Genomic DNA, 20,043 nt, shown 5'->3' on the forward strand with positions numbered 1-20,043 from the left:
GGGCGCTTGTCATAAAGTCTCTGGTTCTCTTTTAGGATCAAAAATCAGAGAGGCGATATTAAGTGCCCATTCTTTCACGTTTATTTGTTCACCCGATAAAATCCATGCGCGGCCTGCAAGTTTCACATGCGCTGGTCACGGCGACGGGTCTGGCGTTTGACCGCCAGTTTATGCTGACGGATCCTCAGGGCATGTTTATTACTGCCCGGCAGTATCCGAATCTGGTGTTGTTCACCCCGGTTCTGTTACCCGATGGCCTGATGATTGCCGCACCAGAAGGCGACAGCATCAGTGTCAAATTCGCTGAATTCAATGGTCAGAACGCGCCGACAGAAGTCTGGGGCAATCAGTTTACCTCACTCATCGCGCCAGAACCGGTAAATCGCTGGTTAAGTGGTTATTTAAAGCGTGAGGTGCAACTGCGCTGGGTCGGTGAAGAACCGACCCGTCGGGTAAAAAAACACCCTGACGTGCCACTGTCGTTTGCCGACGGATTCCCGTATCTGTTGATTAATGAAGCCTCCATGCTGGATTTACAAGGTCGCTGTCCGGTCGGCGTCAGAACGGAGCAATTTCGCCCGAACATTGTGGTCAGCGGCGCTGAGGCTTATGCCGAAGATACCTGGCAGACGATCCGGATCGGCGAGGTTATTTTTGATCTGGTCAAACCCTGTAGTCGCTGTATTTTCACGACGGTCAGCATTGAGAAGGGGCGCAAGCATCCCGGCGGTGAACCGCTGAAAACGCTGCAAAGTTACCGTACGGCCAGCGATGGCGATGTTGATTTCGGTCAGAACATGATTGCCCGTAATACCGGCGTGATACGCGCAGGCGATAACGTGGAGGTGCTGGCCACCAGACCACCCCGCCCTTATGGCGCCGGTGACGTGGTAGAAAGCATTGAAGCACCTAAAGGCAGCGCACAGGCTCTGACAATTAATTATCAGGGCACAGAATTTACCGGCAACAATCAGCAGATTTTACTTGAACAGCTTGAGTTACAGGGGTTACGCATCCCTTATTCCTGCCGGGCGGGAATTTGTGGAGCCTGTAAAATGACGCTACAAAACGGGCAGGTTTCGCCGCTCAAAGAAAGCGCAGTGGGAAAAGACGGGACGATTTTGGCATGCAGCTGTATTCCGGCATCAGACATCGTGCTCGGCTAGAATATTTGAAACTGGCAGGAAGGTCAGGCGGCTTTATCAATATTTGATTCAACCCAAAAGATAAAGGATTAAACCGCCTGATCGTACAGGTCGCGATGGCTGGTGCGGACAACGGCTGGCATCAGACGATCGTGCATAATCTTAATCGCATCACCCAGAACCATTCCGCGCCCGGCCACAGTCAGCCTTTCCTGCGCCAGCAGGCACAGGCTGGCATTGTCACCGGATTCCACAATCAGTAATGTGGCCTGCTCACCGCTTTCCATCACCTGCACCTGGGCAAGTTGTCCGTTACCTGGCTGGAAAGGATGAACCTGCTGACTGAAATGCCAGCTCTTAGGCATCAGGGGTTTTAAGAAGCGATAAGCGACTAAGGCATTTAATACTAATTCTGCGCGTTGCTCAGCCCCGAGTTTAATCTGTTTGCATTGCTCTTCGAAATCAAAATATAACGCGGCGTCATCAACGCAAAATGTCATATCGCCGAACGCGTCAGGCGTTAACATTTTAGCCGGAAAACGGGAACGAAAAATCATGCCATTGGCCAGATCCAGCATCAGCCGGTCATGTTCAGCATCAAAATACCAACGCCAATTATCATCTGGTTTGATTTTCATTTCGTCATCCTGTTCACCCTCAATGCCCGCCAATCTGACTTCATTACCTGCTACTCCGTTAAGAATAGAATTTTTTATAATGAAAAGAAATCAGACAAATCCTGAGTCTTAATTAAGGTCAGTGGACAAAATATAGACGAGCCGGGTTGATAAATAAACCCCTGACTCGTCCTGAGGATGAAAAAGATTAGATATGGGTAACAATATCTTTGATGAGACGCGGGCCTTTGAAGATAAATCCGGAATATATTTGAATTAAAGACGCACCCGCCGCCATTTTTTCGCGCGCTGCGGTTAAAGAATCAATCCCGCCGACGCCAATAATAGGAAGGCGACCTTGTAATTCATTCGACAACATGCGGATGATTTCTGTACTGCGCAGCTGCACCGGACGTCCGCTGAGGCCACCCACTTGTTCGCAATAATTAAGTCCCTGAACAAGTTTGCGATCGAGCGTTGTGTTGGTCGCAATAACGCCATCCATATTATGACGCACCAGACTGTCGGCTATTTGGATCAGTTCTTCTTGTGAAAGATCCGGTGCGATCTTCACGGCAACCGGGACATATTTCTGGTGACGCTGCTGAAGTTCAAGCTGCTTATTCTTGATCGACGCCAGTAAATCATCCAGCGCTTCACCGTATTGCAGCGAACGTAATCCCGGCGTGTTTGGCGATGAAATATTCACCGCAATATAGCCCGCATGTGGATATACCTTCTCCATACAGGTCAGATAATCATCTTTACCTTGCTCAACCGGGGTATCTTTATTCTTACCAATATTAATGCCGATGATACCGCCAAAACGGGATTTCTTGACGTTATTGACCAGATTATCGACGCCGTGGTTATTAAAGCCCATGCGGTTAATCAGGCCTTCTGCTTCAACAATACGGAATATACGGGGCTTATCATTTCCGTCCTGCGCACGCGGCGTAACGGTGCCCACTTCCACAAATCCAAAGCCCATTGCGCCAAACGCATCAATACAGGTGCCGTCTTTATCCAGACCCGCGGCCAGACCTAATGGGTTTTTAAAAGATAATCCCATGCAGCTGACAGGCTTGGTTGGGACAGACTGGCGGATCAAAAATTCAAGGGGAGTGCCGGAAATGCGGCTCAGCTGACGAAAGGTTAACTCGTGGGCGCGCTCTGGATCGAGCTGAAACAGTGCTTTCCTGACAAGAGGGTAATACATGGAGACTCCTGGATTCCCGGTGGCTAGACGGGGCGGTATTATCGACTAACCGTCGGCCAATTGGAAACGATAACCGGCCATTTGTGGCAATAAATGCGTTTATGCGCAAACGATTACTTTCTATTTACTTTCGATTCACGTTTTACGTCCTTCTGTGTTTCCCCCTGCGCCTGCCTGGCTGCCTTCTTTATCCGTTTTGTGACTATGAATAGCCAAAATTGAGATTTCCGCTCCCACTGCGTTGCCTGCTAGTTTTAATTCACTTTGTTAAGAAAAATGATGGTTCTATAACATATTGTTATAAGGAAGAATAAACATGCGCGTTATTTCCCTGGCAGGCAGCCCCCGACAGCCGTCCCGCTCTTCTTCCCTGCTGGCGCTCAGCCACCAGTGGCTGGCAAGCCGTGGTGTGGAAGTTTTTACCTACAATCTTCAGGATTTCTCCGCTGATGATCTGCTATTCGCAAATTTCTCCAGCCCGCAGCTCAAGCAACTGATTGCCGAACTGGCGAGCGCAGACGGATTGATCGTCGCCACGCCGGTGTACAAAGCGTCGTTTTCCGGCGCACTGAAAACGCTGCTGGATTTACTGCCTGAACGCGCACTCGACCACAAAGTTGTACTGCCGCTGGCGACTGCCGGTTCTATCGGCCACATGCTGGCAGTGGATTATGCCCTCAAGCCGGTCCTCGCCTCGCTGAAAGCGCAGGAGGTTTTGCAGGGTGTGTTCGCCGATGACAGCCTGATTACTGATTATCACACCTTCCCTGCGACGCTGGACCCGGCCCTTGCCGGGCGCCTGAACGAATCCCTGGAAAACTTTTATCTGGCACTCAGCCGCCGCCGGCCTATTGCGAACTCCGCAGCCTCTCTTTCAGCGCAAGTTTTGCGCGTCTGACTAAAAAGGAATTCACCATGACTGCGTCATTCTCCTTGTCATCACTACGCCGCCTGCCGGTAGTTGCCGGTTTGCTGACCAGCCTTCTGCTCAGCGCGTACGCCGGAGCAGAAGAAAAAGCGCCGGAGCAGCTGCGCATCGCTTACCAAAAAGGATCTGTCGGACTGGTGCTGGCGAAATCGCACAAACTGCTGGAAACGCGTTTTCCCGATACCAAAATCACCTGGATCGAATTCCCTGCGGGACCGCAAATTCTCGAAGCACTTAACGTCGGCAGTATTGATTTAGGCGGCACCGGTGATTTGCCACCGCTGTTCGCGCAGGCAGCGGGCGCAGATTTGTTGTATATCGGCTCGGAACCGCCAAAGCCAAAAGCAGAAGTCATTCTGGTCGATAACGACAGCCCGATCAAAAGCGTCGCCGATCTGAAAGGTCATAAAGTTGCCTTCCAGAAAGGTTCCAGCTCGCACAATTTACTGATCCGCGCCCTGCAACAGGCGGGGCTTAAGCTCAGCGATATCCAGCCGGTGTATCTGACGCCCGCCGATGCACGCGCGGCCTTCCAGCAGCATGACGTCGATGCCTGGGCCATCTGGGATCCGTACTACTCCGCCGCACAGGTTCAGGGAAATGTCCGGGTGCTGACGGACGGTTCATCGTTGCATCAGACCGGTTCCTTCTATCTTGCGCCGAAAAAATATACCGAAGCCAATCCGCAGTTTATCCAGCAGGTTCTGACGGTGTTAACGCAGGCGAATGCGCTGACCAAAACCGATCGCGACCAGAGCATCAAGCTGCTTTCCCAGTCGATGGGCCTGCCGGAAAAAGTGGTGGCGTCGTATCTGGATCATCTGCCGGATTTGCCCATCACGCCCGTCAGTGCTGAAACGGAAAAGCGCCAGCAGCAAACCGCCGATCTGTTCTACGAAAACCATATTTTGCCAAAGCAGGTCGAAATCAAAGACCGCATCTGGAAACCGACAGTACAAGCGGACTGAATATCCGACTATTTAACCGCCACCCACGAGCGGAAACGAACGAGAGAGGAGTAACCCTATGAGTCTTAACGTATTCTGGTTTTTACCTACCCACGGCGACGGTCGCTATTTAGGCACTGAAGAAGGTGCGCGCGTCGTTGACCACGGTTATCTGCAACAGATCGCACAAGCGGCCGACCGCTTAGGATTCGGCGGCGTGCTGCTGCCTACTGGCCGTTCATGCGAAGACTCATGGCTGGTAGCCGCCTCACTGATTTCCGTTACCCAGAGGCTGAAATTCCTGGTGGCGCTGCGTCCGGGGATTATCTCCCCGACGCTGGCGGCGCGTCAGGCGGCAACGCTCGACCGGCTGTCGGGTGGCCGCGCGCTGTTTAATCTGGTGACCGGCGGCGATCCGGCTGAGCTGGCCGCTGAAGGTCTTCATCTTAATCACAAAGAGCGTTACGAAGCCTCTGCCGAATTCACCCGCATCTGGCGTCGCGTGCTGGAAGGCGAAACGGTGGATTACGAAGGCAAACACATTCAGGTTAAAGGCGCGAGCCTGATGCATCCGCCGGTTCAGTACCCTCGCCCGCCGCTGTATTTCGGCGGTTCGTCTGAGGAAGCGCAGGATCTGGCGGCAGAACAGGTCGAGTTGTATCTGACATGGGGCGAGCCACCGGCTTCGGTGAAAGAAAAAATTGATCAGGTTCGTGCGAAAGCCGCTGCCCATGGTCGTACGGTGCGCTTCGGGATCCGTCTGCACGTGATTGTGCGCGAAACGAATGAAGAAGCCTGGCAGGCCGCCGACCGCCTTATCGCCAACATTGATGATGAAACCATTCAACGCGCACAGGCGGCATTTGCCAAAACTGATTCCGTTGGACAGCACCGTATGGCGGCGTTGCACGGCGGCGATCGTAACAAACTGGAAATCTACCCGAATCTTTGGGCTGGCATCGGCCTCGTACGCACCGGCGCAGGCACTGCGTTGGTAGGCGACGGTCCAACCGTGGCGGCACGTATGCAGGAATACGCCGATCTGGGCATCGACACCTTTATTTTCTCCGGTTATCCGCATCTGGAAGAAGCCTACCGCGTCAGCGAGTTGCTGTTCCCGCATCTGGATCTGGCGAAACCGGAAGATGAGCAGGTGGTGAAGAAAGCTATTTTGCCGCGCGGTGAACTGGTTGCTCACGACTTTGCCAACAAAAAAGTCGCCAGCCAGCATTAAGGAGAACAGACATGACCTCATCACAACGCTGGTTAGACCGTATTTTGCCATGGATTGTACCGGTGGCGCTGATCGGCGGCTGGCAGCTTGCCGTCGAAGCGGGCTGGTTATCCAACCGCATTCTTCCCGCGCCCAGCGCGGTGGTCGAGGCGTTCTGGACACTGGCGAAGAGTGGCGATCTGTGGCAAAACCTGAAAATCAGCACCTTCCGCGCACTGACCGGTTTTGCTATCGGCGGCAGCCTGGGTTTGCTGCTCGGCTTTATCACCGGGCTTTCCCGCTGGGGCGAACGCCTGCTCGACAGTTCCCTGCAAATGTTGCGCAATATTCCCCATCTGGCGCTGATCCCGCTGGTGATTTTGTGGTTCGGCATTGATGAAACCGCCAAAATTTTCCTGGTCGCCCTGGGAACGCTGTTTCCGATTTACCTCAATACCTATCACGGCATCCGCAATATTGACCGCGGCCTGCTGGAGATGTCGCGAAGCTATGGTTTATCCGGTTTCCCGTTGTTCATTCAGGTGGTGTTACCGGGCGCGCTGCCGTCGATTATGGTCGGCGTCCGCTTTGCGCTCGGGTTCATGTGGCTGACGCTTATCGTCGCTGAAACCATTTCTGCCAATTCAGGGATCGGTTATCTGGCCATGAATGCGCGCGAATTTTTACAAACTGACGTCGTCGTGGTCGCCATCGTGCTGTACGCAATCCTTGGCAAACTGGCCGATATTTTAGCCCGCCAGCTGGAAAGTGTCTGGCTGCGCTGGCACCCCGCTTATCAGAAAAAACAAGGAGACGCCGCATGAGCGCCCCTGCACGTATCCCGCAAGGCACGCCGGTTACGCTTTCCGGCATCACTAAAAAGTACGGCAACCGCGCCGTGCTCAATGACATCAATCTGCGCATTCCGCCCGGCCAGTTCGTGGCGGTGGTTGGCCGCAGCGGCTGCGGGAAAAGTACGTTATTACGCCTGCTCGCCGGTCTGGAAAAAACCACGCAGGGCGAACTGCTCAGCGCCAGCGCCCCGCTCAGTCAGGTGCGTGACGATACGCGGCTGATGTTTCAGGATGACCGTCTCCTGCCGTGGAAGAAAGTGATCGATAACGTCGGGCTGGGCTTAAAAGGCAAATGGCGTGAAGCCGCGCTGGCGGCTTTGGAAGAGGTCGGACTGGCGGATCGCGCCGATGAATGGCCTTCGGCACTGTCAGGTGGACAAAAACAGCGTGTGGCGCTGGCGCGTGCGTTAATCCATCGTCCACGCCTGTTGTTACTGGATGAACCGCTCGGCGCACTGGATGCCCTGACGCGTATCGAAATGCAAAGTTTGATCGAACGCCTGTGGCAGCAGCATGATTTTACCGTGCTGCTGGTGACGCATGATGTCAGTGAAGCCGTAACGGTCGCCGACCGGGTGATCCTTATTGATCAGGGGCAGATTGGGATGGATTTGACGGTAGATTTGCCGCGCCCACGCCGTAAGGGGTCGGTAAGACTGGCAGAGCTGGAAGCCGAAGTGCTGGAGCGCGTTCTGACGCCACAGCCTGCGCCGACGGTTTCACTGGAGGCGAAACGGGCGCAGCGATAACGTATTTTTGAGATCTTTGGATGTAAAAAGGGCGATGTTTCCATCGCCCTTTGTCATTTCTGTTTTTTGATTACGCGTCTAACGCTTTGGTGATTTTCTCGAACAAATCACCGGACAGATTTTCCAGCCCTTTCAGCTGTTCCAGCGCTTTGCGCATCTGCGCCTGACGGCCTGCATCGTAACGTTTAAGACGAATCAACGGCTCGATCATACGTGCCGCCACCTGCGGGTTACGGGTGTTCAGATCCGTCAGCATTTCGGTCAGGAACTGATAACCGCTGCCGTCCGCTGCGTGGAACGCAGAAGGATTGGCAGAAGCGAATGCGCCAATCAAAGAACGTACGCGGTTCGGGTTGCCCATGCTAAACGAGCGGTGATTCAGTAATGAACGTACTTTCTGCAGGACGTCGGCAGCCGGGCTGGTGGCTTGCAGGATAAACCATTTATCCATCACCAGACCGTCGTGATGCCAGCGCTCATCGTAAGCCGCCATCAGCGCCTCGCGGCAAGGCAGTTGCGCAGAAACCGCCGCAGACATCGCGGCCAGAGAATCGGTCATGTTGTCTGCCTGCTCAAACTGAGTTTTCACCAGCTGATCGGCCAGCGTCACATCGGCAAAGGCCAGATAGCGCAGGCAGGTGTTACGCAGGGTACGTTTACCGATATCTTCATGGACCACGCGGTAGCCCGGCAGACGGTTAGCGTTGTAAACGGCAAGGAACTCATCGGCCATTTCGGTGGCCAGACAGCGGGTAATCGCTTCATGCACGGCGCTTATCGCTTCGGGATCGATAATGTCGAACAGCTCGGCAATCTCGTTATCCGACGGCAACGTGAGGATCTGCGCCGCCAGGCCCGGATCGATGTTCTCATCGAGCAATACCGCGCGGAACGCATCGGCCACGTGCAGCGGCAGAGACAGCGGCTGTTTTTGCTGGTGACGCGCGACGTTCAGCTTGATGTAAATTGCCAGCAGGCTTTGAGCCGCATCCCAGCGGGCGAAATCGTTACGCGCGTACTTCATCAGGAAGGTCAGCTGATGATCGCCCCACTTGTAATCGAGTTTCACCGGCGCGGAGAATTCACGTAATAAAGAAGGCACCGGCGGCGCTTCCACGTCTTCGAAGATGAAAGTCTGCTCAGCTTCGGTCACGTTGAGCACGTTGCTGACAATCTGACCATCCTGCTTCAATGCAATGACGTTGCCCTGCGGGTCATACAGCTCGATATCCAGCGGGATGTGCAGCGGCAGCTTTTCGGTCTGATCTGGCGTCGGCGGCGTTTTCTGGCTGACGGTCAGCGTGTACTGCTGTTTTTCAACATCATAGTCGTCGCGCACGGTCAGGACTGGCGTACCGGACTGGCTGTACCAGCGGCGGAACAGCGACAAATCGACATTGGACGCATCTTCCATTGCCTGCACGAAATCATCACAGGTCGCTGCGCTGCCGTCATGACGTTCGAAATACAGCTGAATACCGGCCTGGAATTTCTCTTCGCCCAGCAGGGTGTGCAGCATGCGGATAACTTCAGAACCTTTCTCATACACCGTCAGGGTGTAGAAGTTGTTCATTTCAATGACTTTATCCGGACGGATCGGGTGCGCCATCGGACTGGCATCTTCAGAAAACTGTGCGCCACGCATGACGCGGACGTTATCGATACGGTTAACCGAGCGCGATCCGAGATCGGAGCTGAATTCCTGATCGCGGAAAACGGTCAAACCTTCTTTCAGGCTCAGCTGGAACCAGTCGCGGCAGGTCACGCGGTTACCGGTCCAGTTGTGGAAGTATTCATGGCCGATCACCGCTTCAATACCGAGGTAATCTTTGTCGGTGGCGGTTTCGGCTTTTGCCAGCACGTATTTGGAGTTAAAGACGTTAAGGCCTTTGTTTTCCATCGCGCCCATATTGAAGAAATCAACCGCGACAATCATGAAGATGTCGAGATCGTATTCCAGATTGAAACGGGTTTCGTCCCATTTCATGGATTGTTTCAGGGATTCCATCGCCCAGCCGGCGCGATCAAGATTGCCGCGGTCAACAAACAACTCCAGCGCCACATCGCGGCCTGAACGGGTTTTAAAGGTATCGCGCAACACGTCGAAATCACCCGCCACCAGCGCAAACAGGTAGCAAGGTTTCGGGAACGGATCCTGCCATTTGATCCAGTGCTTGCCGTCTTCCAGTTCGCCCTGGTCGATACGGTTACCGTTAGACAGCAGGTAAGGATAGCGGGCTTTATCGGCCACGATGCGGGTGGAGAAACGCGCCAGCACATCAGGGCGATCGAGATAATAGGTAATGTGGCGGAAACCTTCGGCTTCACACTGGGTACACAGCGCGTCGCCGGACAGGTATAGGCCTTCCAGCGCGGTGTTTTTCGCCGGATGAATTTCGTTAACAATCGCCAGCTCAAATGCTTCCGGGAGGCCGTCGATCACCAAAGTGCCTTCCTGTAACTGATACTTCGGCCAGTCCTGACCGTTGATTTTCAGACTGACCAGCTGGAGGTCTTCACCGTTGAGCGTCAGGGAAGCCCCTTCTGCGCCCAGACGTTTGATCTGGCTGATGGCCGTCACGACCGTCTTTTGTGCATCAAGCTCGAAATTAAGGTCGATATCCGTGATGGTGTAGTCCGGCGCACGGTAATCGTGGCGGAACTTGGCTTGCGGCAGTTGAGTCATAAAAAACCTTTTGGCGTTTTCATAGTTTATGGTGATGACGATTTATGGCGTTGAAGGGTGTTCCTGTCATCAGCACAGGGCTGCACAGAACCTGACGCGACCTTCATACTTTCTCTCTAAACTCTAACACAGGCATCAGGAAATCCCAGATTGTTGCAAGGTTGTGAGTTCGTATGCGCACCTTTCAACCAAAACACAGAATTTTGTTCGCGCTGTCCACCAGGAAGACTTATCCGCCTCACCAAATGTAATCAATTTGTGCCTTATTTATTGCGCAAATTAGCGCAAATCACCGTACACCCCGCCTGTGAGCACATTTTGGCCTCGACCCGTCACGGACAATTATGATGTGATGAGGGTTCTTTGGCGGGATATTACGGTATACTTCACAGACTTTTGCTGTTTTATTCAGAACGTTTTTATTACGGAACGGTTGTTTGTGTTCAAACACTCAGTTTCTGACGAGGATGCTGTAAAGCGCTATGACTCCATACGCCTCCCCGATTTTGACTTCGCTGTTAGATACCGATGCCTACAAGCTTCATATGCAGCAAGCGGTTTTCCATCGTTATCACAGTATCAGCGTGGTGGCCGAGTTCCGTTGCCGCGGTGATGAACTGCTGGGCGAATACGCCGGTGAAATCCGTCAGCAAATCCAGTTGATGAGCGAACTGGCGCTGACCGACGATGAGTTCACCTACCTCTCCGGGCTGCCTTTCTTTACACAGGACTATCTCAGCTGGCTGAAAACGTTCCGCTATAACCCGGAACACGTCACCGTTTCCGACCGCGACGGCCATTTGCATGTGCGCATCGAAGGGCCGTGGCGTGAAGTCATCATGTGGGAAGTGCCGCTGCTGGCGGTTATCAGTGAAGTGGTACATCGCCATCGTTCACCGCTAATCACGGCGCAAATGGCGGTCGAACAGCTGCGTAAAAATCTGGTCAGCTTTAATGAGCAGGCCTCTGATATCGATCTTTCCGCTTTCCGGCTGATGGATTTTGGCACACGCCGCCGTTTCTCGGGCGAGGTGCAGGAAGCGATTGTCAGCACGCTGAAAAGTGAATTCCCTTATCTGGTCGGTACCAGCAACTACGATGTCGCCCATAAGTTGCAACTGGCGCCGGTCGGAACGCAGGCACATGAATGGTTTCAGGCGCATCAGCAAATCAGCCCGGTGCTGGCCAACAGTCAGCGCGCGGCGCTACAAGCCTGGCTGGATGAGTACCCTGATCAGCTCGGTATCGCCCTGACTGACTGCATAACCATGGATGCTTTCCTGCGTGATTTCGGACCGAAATTCGCGAACGCGTATCAGGGTCTGCGCCATGATTCAGGGGATCCGTTTGAGTGGGGTGAAAAAGCCATCGCGCATTATCACGCACTGGATATTGATCCGATGACTAAGACGCTGGTGTTCTCCGATAATCTCGACCTGGATAAGGCACTGCATTTATATCGCCATTTCCACAAGCGGGTGAATTTAGTATTCGGCATCGGTACGCGCCTGACCTGTAATATTCCCGGTGTGAAACCGCTGAATATCGTCATCAAACTGGTTCAGTGTAATGGTAAGCCAGTGGCGAAACTTTCCGACAGTCCGGGAAAAACCATCTGTCAGGATAAAGCGTTTGTGAAAGCGCTGCGCAAAGCATTTGATCTGCCACTGGTCAAAAAAGCCTCCTGATCTGCCGCGAAGTGCCGGGAAATGACCTCCGGCGCTTTGCTGATTTTTTATCCCGCGTATTTCCTTCCTTATATAGATGATATTCAATTTGCTCGGCTTTCATTCATTCACTCAATAATTTTCGTGTATACCCGCCCCTGCCTGACAATTCTTACACCACGACGTTGATTTCTGCTTGTGTCCTGAGAAAGGCTAAGTAACATAGCAAAATCCCTTTTTACAGGGTGTCCATTATTTCTTAGTCAACATCTGTATATAAAGAAAGAGAGAAATCTATGAGCGTTGTGCCTGTAGTCGACGTACTGCAAGGCCGTGCTGCGGTTGACAGTGAAGTCACCGTACGCGGTTGGGTACGTACCCGGAGAGATTCTAAAGCTGGTATCTCATTCCTCGCCGTTTATGACGGCTCCTGCTTTAATCCATTACAGGCCGTCGTCAATAATTCTCTGCCCAATTATCAGGATGAGGTTCTGCATCTGACGACCGGCTGTTCTGTTGAAGTGACAGGTACTGTTGTCGCCTCCCCTGGCGAAGGCCAGAGCTTTGAGCTGCAGGCGACTGCGATTAAAGTCGTCGGCTGGGTGGATGATCCTGATACATATCCGATGGCGGCTAAACGTCACAGTATTGAATATCTGCGTGAAGTGGCACACCTGCGTCCGCGTACCAACCTGATTGGCGCGGTGGCACGCGTGCGTAACACCCTGTCTCAGGCAATTCACCGTTTCTATCATGAAAACGGCTACTTCTGGGTGTCGACGCCGCTGATTACAGCTTCCGATACCGAAGGTGCTGGTGAGATGTTCCGCGTGTCCACGCTGGATCTGCAAAACCTGCCGCGTACTGACAAAGGCGAGATCGATTTCAGCGAAGACTTCTTCGGTAAAGAATCCTTCCTGACCGTTTCTGGTCAGCTGAACGGTGAAGCGTACGCCTGTGCATTGTCCAAGGTGTACACCTTCGGCCCGACCTTCCGTGCAGAAAACTCCAACACCAGCCGTCACCTCGCTGAATTCTGGATGGTGGAACCGGAAGTGGCCTTTGCCACACTGGACGATATTGCATCATTGGCTGAAAACATGCTGAAATATGTTTTCCAGGCCGTGTTGAACGAACGTTCAGACGATATGGCTTTCTTTGCTGAACGCGTAGACAAAGATGCGGTTGCCCGCCTTGAGCGTTTTGTAACCTCTGATTTCGCGCAGGTGGATTACACTGAAGCAGTAGAAATCCTAATGAATTGCGGTCAGAAGTTTGAGAACGCTGTTTCGTGGGGTGTGGATCTTTCTTCAGAACACGAACGTTATCTTGCTGAGCAACACTTCAAAGCGCCGGTGGTAGTGAAAAACTATCCGAAGGATATCAAATCCTTCTACATGCGTTTGAACGATGATGGCAAAACCGTCGCGGCGATGGACGTATTAGCGCCTGGCATCGGTGAGATTATCGGCGGTTCTCAGCGTGAAGAACGTCTGGATGTATTGGACGCGCGAATGGTTGAAATGGGACTTAAAACTGAAGATTATTGGTGGTATCGCGATCTTCGTCGTTACGGCACTGTGCCACACTCCGGCTTCGGTTTGGGCTTTGAACGTTTAGTCGCCTATGTCACCGGCGTACAGAACGTCCGCGACGTGATTCCGTTCCCACGCACACCACGTAATGCAACCTTCTAATTAATTAAACTATTTTTTAATTAACAAAAACTTTACAAAACTAAGGCCAGCATTGCTGGCCTTAGTCATTTTTAAAAATAGATCCCCGTCACAAAGTTCCCTAAAATACACATTTTGTAATACATTCTTTCTCGCTGAAACATATTTAGTAATTTAGTAGCATTTTCGCTGTAGATTAAGCGAACCTCGGATGGAATAGTGCGTTCAGACACAGGAGACACCAAACTTTCATGAATAGTTCCCCAAAGAATTATTGACGGCAGTGGCAGGTGTCCGAATAAAACCAATGAGGGTAATAATAATGATGAAGCGCAACATTCTTGCAGTAGTAATCCCAGCTCTGTTAGTCGCTGGTGCAGCTAATGCAGCAGAGATCTATAACAAAGACGGCAACAAACTGGATTTGTACGGTAAAGTTGACGCACGCCATAACTTCTCTGACAACGCTGGTGATGATGGCGACCAGACCTATGTTCGTTTCGGCTTCAAAGGCGAAACTCAAATTACTGACCAACTGACCGGTTACGGCCAGTGGGAATACAACGTTCAGGCTAACCATGCAGAAAGCGCTGGCGACGAAGGCAACAAAACTCGTCTGGGCTTCGCAGGTCTGAAATTCGGTGATGCAGGTTCATTCGACTACGGTCGTAACTACGGCGTAATCTACGACGTAATGTCCTACACCGACCAATTGCCAATCTTTGGTGATGACACCATGTACCAGAACAACGACAACTTCATGGTTGGTCGTGGTAATGGCATGGCAACTTACCGTAACAGCAACTTCTTCGGTCTGGTTGACGGCCTGAGCTTCGCTGTACAGTACCAGGGCAAAAACGACGAAGGTCGTGACGGTCGTGGCGCAGTTGACTCCAACGGCGACGGCTGGGGTACTTCTGCTGCATACGCACTGGGCAACTCTGGTGTTAGCCTGACTGGTGCTTACTTCTCTTCTAACCGTACCTCTACTCAGAAAGCTGACGGTAACGGCGACAAAGCTGACGCATACGCATTCGGCGCGAAATACGACGCTAACAACCTGTACCTGGCAACCTTCTACGGTGAATCACGTAACACCACCGATTACGGCAACCCAGATGCGATTGCTAACAAAACTCAGAACTTCGAAGTGGTTGCACAGTACCAGTTCGACTTCGGTCTGCGTCCATCCATCGCTTACCTGCAGTCTAAAGGCAAGCAGCTGAACGGCTTCAGCGACAACGGCGCAACCTACGCTGGCGGCGATGCTGACCTGGTTAAATACGTAGAAGTTGGTACTTACTACTACTTCAACAAAAACATGTCTACCTACGTTGACTACAAAATCAACCTGCTGGACGACAACAGCTACACCAAAGCCGCCGGTCGCAGCACCGACGACACTGTGGGTGTTGGCTTGCAATACCAGTTCTAATATCGCTTAACGATGCGCTTACGGGCGCATCAAAGTGGATATCAAGGCAGAGCTTCGGCTCTGCCTTTTGCATTTCTGATTTCTTAAAAACACCCTTTTCCATGCCCTTTTCATAAAATATTTTAATCTCGGATCCGCCCTCACAACTCTGCTTACTTTTTCCCGCAAACGGTTGGCAAAACGCGCGCTCTGGCGTTACCCTTAAGGCCTCTTTCGTACTATCAGGCTAATGGAAGTTTCCAACATGTTTGAAAAAATCACTGCAGCACCTGCCGACCCGATTCTGGGCCTTTCCGATCTTTTCCGCGCTGACGACCGCTCTGATAAAATCAATCTTGGGATTGGTGTTTATAAAGATGAGACAGGTAAAACGCCGGTTCTGGCCAGCGTGAAGAAAGCCGAACAATTCCTGTTGGAAAATGAAACGACCAAAACCTATCTGAGCATCGACGGATTGCCTGATTTTGCACACTGCACACAGGAATTGCTGTTTGGCAAAGACAGCGCAGTGATCGCTGAAAAACGAGCCCGCACTGCTCAAACTCCCGGCGGCACCGGCGCACTGCGTATCGCAGCAGATTTTATCGCCACCCAAACCAGCGCCAAACGGGTGTGGGTCAGCAACCCAAGCTGGCCGAACCATAAAAGCGTATTTAATGCTGCAGGTTTGGAAGTGGCTGAATACAACTATTATGACGCGCAGAATCACTCCCTTGATTTCGACGGTATGCTTAAGAGCCTGAGTGAAGCACAAGCGGGCGACGTAGTGCTGTTCCACGGTTGCTGCCATAACCCAACCGGTATCGATCCTACACAGGAACAGTGGTCACAGCTGGCGGAGCTGTCCGTCTCGAAAGGCTGGTTGCCGCTGTTTGACTTCGCCTATCAGGGCTTTGCGAAAGGTCTGGAAGAAGATGCCGGTGGCCTGCGTCTTTTCGTGGCAAAACACAAAGAATTGCTGGTCGCGAGCTCCTACTCGAAAAACTTCGGTCTGTATAACGAGCGAGTGGGTGCCTGTACGATTGTGGCGTCTGATGCCGAAACCGCTGACCGCGCGTTTAGCCAGGTGAAATCCGTTATCCGTGCAAACTACTCTAACCCACCGGCACACGGCGCAGCCGTCGTCGCGACCATACTGGGTAACCCGTCACTGCGCGCGCTGTGGGAGCAGGAACTGAGCGACATGCGTCAACGAATTCACCGCATGCGCCAGTTGTTCGTCACAACCTTGCAGGAAAAAGGCGCTAAACAGGATTTCAGCTTTATCATCAATCAGAATGGTATGTTCTCATTCAGCGGCCTGACCAAAGATCAAGTTCTGCGTCTGCGTGATGAATTCGGGGTTTACGCGGTGAACTCAGGACGCATTAACGTGGCCGGTATTACGCTAGATAACATGGCACCGCTGTGTGAAGCCATCGTCGCTGTGCTGTAAAACATAAGCAACGCTGCTCCATTAAAAAAGCCCGTCAGGAAACTGACGGGCTTTTTGCTGTTCCTGAGGCGCAAAATAAATCACCAGACCGGTAATTCATCCTGCAGGAAAGGGTTGGTTTTACGTTCATAACCAAAATCTGACATCGGCCCGTGACCTGGGATAAACACGATGTCATCGCCAAGCGGCAACAATTTGGTTTTGATCGAATGGATCAGCGCCTGATGATCACCGCGCGGGAAATCACTACGGCCAACGCCACCTTTAAATATCACGTCACCGGAAACGGCTAAACGCGCTTTATCATTGATGAAAACGATATGGCCCGGCGTGTGTCCGGGACAATGCAGCACGGAAAGTTTCTCTTCGCCCACGCTGACATGATCGCCCTCTTCCAGCCAGGTATCAGGCGTCAGCGGGTCACAGTGGTCTAATCCGAACATCTGGCTTTGCGTTGGCAGTGCATCCAGCAGGAATTGATCTTCTGGATGAGGCCCAATCACCGGCACCTGATAATGTGCAGCCAGTTCCGCGGCAGCACCAACGTGATCAAGATGACCATGTGTCAGCAGAATTTGGGTGACCAGTACGCCCTGAGCGGAGACTTCGCGGATGATTTTGGCTGCTTCGCCGCCCGGATCGACAAGCGCGGCCTGATTGGTTTTAGTACACCAAATCAGTGAGCAATTTTGGCTGAACGCCGTGACGGTAATGAGATGGGTTTTCATAAGGCTCCACAAAATGGCCTGTCCATTTGGGCAGGCCACTAATGACACACATCACCAGGTCCGTGCAGGGCCGGTATCGATGTGCACAAAGTTACTTCGTGGATAATATCCTACACCACCCATCCGCATTTTTAATGCTGCTTTGCGGATATTGCTCAGTTCGATGCCCTGAATGTGGAAATCCATCGCCTGACCCAGCGTGTGGTAACTGTGCTTGGCCACACCACTTCCTGGTTCACGCATGCTGTTATTCGTCGCCAGCGAGCGGTAGCCAGAAATCAACTGCACGGGTTTATTCGTTCCTCCGAGCATGACCTGTAAGCGATAGAGATGATCGAACAAAGCGGGGTCGATGGACTTCACCTTTTCTGCCCGATAGTCCCTGAACAAATGATTCAACCGGGCCAATTCATCCTTGTTGTAACGCTTTCCATCAAAAAACTCAGTTTTGAGGGTTTCGCCAGTATTTAGATTATTAACGACCAGAATACGTGGACGAGGAGTGGAAAGAGTGGCGAACGCACGACTCGGAAGCAATGCAATCCCCATAGCGGCACTGCCTAATGCCAGCCATTTACGGCGATGTTTGTCGATTTCATTCATGAACAGTTTACTATCCGGTAAGAGTGTCAAAAAGGTGCAATGCCAGCACCGCCTCGAACCTTAACTTCCTAAATTGGGCGAGTCAAGGGACCCAAATATGCAAAACGAGCGTGCCAATGGCTCACGCTCGTTCAATGGCCAAATACTCTGACCTTTATCAGACTAGTTTTACTGCATTTATTGCAGTAATTTTTCTGCCTGAGGCAAGATTTGTGCGCCGGATCTCACAGTAGAATCATAATTGTAAATATCTGTACGGAATTGCGGCTTACCATCTTCCGCTACCCACGCTGTCAGATAAAACAGTTTTACCGGTATGCGATGACGAATAGAGACGTAAGTGGTATTACCGCCCTGCAATGCAGAGGAAATACGCGTGTCATTCCAGCCCGCGTCCTGCAACAACATATTGGCCAGTTCAGAGGCTTTATTCACCCGCACACATCCTGAACTTAACGCACGAATATCTTTACTGAAAAGATTGTGATTCGGCGTGTCGTGCAGGTAGATAGCATCAGAACTTGGCATGTTGAATTTGTATCGACCAAGGGAATTGCTCGCGCCCGGTGCCTGTCGGATGCGATATGGGAAATGGCTCGGTGACACCATCGCCCAGTCAATCATCGTCGGGTCGATCACTTCTGCATCATTACTCCAGCCGGATAACACCTGATAACCGTGCTGCTGGAAGTACGTCGGGTTGTTGCGGGCTTTCGGCACGATATCTTCACGCACTAAGGTCGTCGGCACGTTCCACGGCGGGTTCACCACCACGTTGTTTAATGCACTGCTCATCAGCGGCGTTTTACGGCTTGGACGGCCAACAATCACCCGCGATGACAACACTTCATTACCGTTGAGATAATACGTCAGCTGGTAATTCGGAATGTTTACCATGATACCGGTGTTCACATTGCCCGGCAGAATACGCAACCGTTGAATGTTCAGCGCCAGCAACGTGGCACGCAGCTGCGGAGATGAATTTAGCCACTGACGCGTACGGGCACCGATAATGCCATCCGCTTCAAGTCCCTGCCATTTCTGAAAACGCTTAACCGCCTCGACCAGATCCGGCGTGTACTGATTGTTAGATACCACAACAGGTGCTGCGGGAGCCGGGCTTTCAACTGACTGCACCGTTGGCAGAACATCTTGCACGGAAGTTGCCGACGGGCTCACCGCTGGCGTGGATGCCTGCGCTTTGTCAGCGCTTTCATCAACGGAAAGATCGTCATTTGCCGCGCTGCCAGGCACGTTGGGTGCGATGGTTTCATCCGTCGGCTTCGGCGCTTTGGCCTCGTCTGGCGGTGCGACCATCATGCCGGTGCGGCTGAGAATTTCACGCAGTGCAGGAATGTCGTCACTAATCTGATCCGGACGCAGGCTGGTTGCGCCCGTTATCACCGGCCACGGGCGGTTATCCGCCAGCATGGTTTTCAGCGCATCGTGCATTTTTGCATAATAAGGATGTTGCGGTGTCAGCGTCGACAAATACTGTGCCGTCGTGCCCTGACGCACAGCGAGCTGCCACTGGTTAATGACGGTCAGCGGTGGTGTGGTCATTTTGTACGGAACATTGCTATAAAGCCAGGTATCGCCTTTGGCCTCTACGCTGCTGGTGAACTGCAAATAGCCCAGCATCGCATCAGACAGCACGACGTCGCGTGCCATGCCAGTGACTTCGGGATCTGTCAGCCATCTAACCCATTGTGTAAACTGCGGCTGAATACCGGAAATAGCCAGTTCTGCGAGCTGCTGCTGAAATATCTGGACGGTTTCCCTGTCCTTCCACATAGGCTGCATGTGGTTCGATGCATACAGTGATGAGAGGGAAGACAAATACAGCGGACGAATGCCTCGCGGTAAGAGTTCAGCTTGTAGCTGGCTCATGCTCTGAACGCTGGAGAGCGTGGCGGTGCGCACCGGCATAGTCGGTACAGTCGCCCAGGCAGCAAACCACGGCGACAGGCCGCTTGCCAGCAGGCAGCTGGCCACTAAAAACTTGAGAGACCTTTGATTCATCAACATCTTCCCTTGCCTCCCGGTAAATTGCTCAATTTCATCCCCGAAATATTCCAGCGACTCTGTGATTAAGTATATAAAGAAAATTCATTTTTTGCGTAGAAACTCAATGAAATAGA

Annotated in this window: 16 protein-coding genes; 10 read left to right on the top strand and 6 right to left on the bottom strand. The window is 52.3% G+C overall.

Translation table 11 applies throughout. The features are described 5' to 3' along the window. The first annotated feature begins 62 nt into the window (after nt 1-62). Nucleotides 63-1,166, top strand: coding sequence for a YcbX family protein (locus tag TU92_RS08810; protein ID WP_112166308.1), 1,104 nt, complete (start codon nt 63-65; stop codon nt 1,164-1,166). 68 nt (nt 1,167-1,234) lie between these two features. On the opposite strand, the gene TU92_RS08815 is transcribed toward TU92_RS08810, so the two are convergent. Next, nucleotides 1,235-1,783 (bottom strand): cell division protein ZapC, encoded by a 549-nt coding sequence (locus TU92_RS08815; RefSeq protein WP_112166653.1) that lies wholly within the window; start codon nt 1,781-1,783, stop codon nt 1,235-1,237. Between the two features lie 187 nt (nt 1,784-1,970). Beyond that, nucleotides 1,971-2,981 (bottom strand): quinone-dependent dihydroorotate dehydrogenase, encoded by a 1,011-nt coding sequence (pyrD, locus tag TU92_RS08820; RefSeq protein ID WP_112166309.1) that lies wholly within the window; start codon nt 2,979-2,981, stop codon nt 1,971-1,973. A 316-nt stretch (nt 2,982-3,297) separates the two neighbouring features. Here pyrD and ssuE point away from each other — a divergent pair, with 316 nt between their 5' ends. Genes ssuE through ssuB form a run of 5 tightly spaced genes read left to right on the top strand, consistent with a single transcriptional unit; the run spans nt 3,298 to nt 7,672 of the window. After that, nucleotides 3,298-3,879: an NADPH-dependent FMN reductase gene (ssuE, locus tag TU92_RS08825; protein WP_112166311.1), complete on the top strand. Its 582-nt coding sequence runs from the start codon at nt 3,298-3,300 to the stop codon at nt 3,877-3,879. Between the two features lie 17 nt (nt 3,880-3,896). Next, nucleotides 3,897-4,877: a sulfonate ABC transporter substrate-binding protein gene (locus tag TU92_RS08830; protein ID WP_112166313.1), complete on the top strand. Its 981-nt coding sequence runs from the start codon at nt 3,897-3,899 to the stop codon at nt 4,875-4,877. A gap of 58 nt (nt 4,878-4,935) precedes the next feature. Next, nucleotides 4,936-6,090, top strand: coding sequence for an FMNH2-dependent alkanesulfonate monooxygenase (gene ssuD / locus TU92_RS08835; RefSeq protein WP_112166315.1), 1,155 nt, complete (start codon nt 4,936-4,938; stop codon nt 6,088-6,090). An 11-nt stretch (nt 6,091-6,101) separates the two neighbouring features. Next, on the top strand, nt 6,102-6,893 hold the full coding sequence (ssuC, locus tag TU92_RS08840; protein ID WP_112166317.1) for an aliphatic sulfonate ABC transporter permease SsuC: 792 nt from the start codon (nt 6,102-6,104) through the stop codon (nt 6,891-6,893). Next, the gene (gene ssuB / locus TU92_RS08845; protein WP_112166319.1) at nt 6,890-7,672 is read left to right on the top strand and encodes an aliphatic sulfonates ABC transporter ATP-binding protein; all 783 of its coding nucleotides are present in this window, start codon (nt 6,890-6,892) and stop codon (nt 7,670-7,672) included. The genes ssuC and ssuB overlap by 4 nt, the downstream gene beginning before the upstream one ends. 70 nt (nt 7,673-7,742) lie before the next feature. On the opposite strand, the gene pepN is transcribed toward ssuB, so the two are convergent. Beyond that, complete coding sequence (pepN, locus tag TU92_RS08850; protein WP_112166321.1) at nt 7,743-10,358, bottom strand: aminopeptidase N; 2,616 nt, start codon at nt 10,356-10,358, stop codon at nt 7,743-7,745. Between the two features lie 482 nt (nt 10,359-10,840). Here pepN and pncB point away from each other — a divergent pair, with 482 nt between their 5' ends. The 4 genes from pncB to TU92_RS08870 all read left to right on the top strand — a co-directional run bounded on the left by pncB (nt 10,841) and on the right by TU92_RS08870 (nt 16,571). After that, nucleotides 10,841-12,046 carry a nicotinate phosphoribosyltransferase gene (gene pncB, locus TU92_RS08855; RefSeq protein ID WP_112166323.1) on the top strand — a complete coding sequence of 402 codons (1,206 nt, stop codon included), beginning with the start codon at nt 10,841-10,843 and terminating at the stop codon, nt 12,044-12,046. A gap of 275 nt (nt 12,047-12,321) precedes the next feature. Beyond that, nucleotides 12,322-13,722, top strand: coding sequence for an asparagine--tRNA ligase (gene asnS, locus TU92_RS08860; RefSeq protein WP_112166325.1), 1,401 nt, complete (start codon nt 12,322-12,324; stop codon nt 13,720-13,722). A 301-nt stretch (nt 13,723-14,023) separates the two neighbouring features. Beyond that, nucleotides 14,024-15,136, top strand: a complete 1,113-nt coding sequence (gene ompC, locus TU92_RS08865; protein ID WP_112166327.1) for a porin OmpC — start codon at nt 14,024-14,026, stop codon at nt 15,134-15,136. A gap of 244 nt (nt 15,137-15,380) precedes the next feature. Beyond that, nucleotides 15,381-16,571, top strand: a complete 1,191-nt coding sequence (locus TU92_RS08870) for an amino acid aminotransferase (RefSeq protein WP_112166329.1) — start codon at nt 15,381-15,383, stop codon at nt 16,569-16,571. A gap of 80 nt (nt 16,572-16,651) precedes the next feature. On the opposite strand, the gene TU92_RS08875 is transcribed toward TU92_RS08870, so the two are convergent. The 3 genes from TU92_RS08875 to ldtD form a co-directional block, all read right to left on the bottom strand. Next, the gene (locus tag TU92_RS08875; RefSeq protein ID WP_112166331.1) at nt 16,652-17,299 is read right to left on the bottom strand and encodes an MBL fold metallo-hydrolase; all 648 of its coding nucleotides are present in this window, start codon (nt 17,297-17,299) and stop codon (nt 16,652-16,654) included. A gap of 51 nt (nt 17,300-17,350) precedes the next feature. Further along, on the bottom strand, nt 17,351-17,902 hold the full coding sequence (mepK, locus tag TU92_RS08880; protein ID WP_056769288.1) for a peptidoglycan L,D-endopeptidase MepK: 552 nt from the start codon (nt 17,900-17,902) through the stop codon (nt 17,351-17,353). Nucleotides 17,903-18,079: 177 nt separating this feature from the next. Next, complete coding sequence (gene ldtD, locus TU92_RS08885) at nt 18,080-19,930, bottom strand: L,D-transpeptidase (protein WP_112166333.1); 1,851 nt, start codon at nt 19,928-19,930, stop codon at nt 18,080-18,082. Between the last annotated feature and the right edge of the window lie 113 nt (nt 19,931-20,043).

The organism is Rahnella inusitata, assembly GCF_003263515.1.
In the GTDB taxonomy this organism is placed as follows: domain Bacteria; phylum Pseudomonadota; class Gammaproteobacteria; order Enterobacterales; family Enterobacteriaceae; genus Rahnella; species Rahnella inusitata.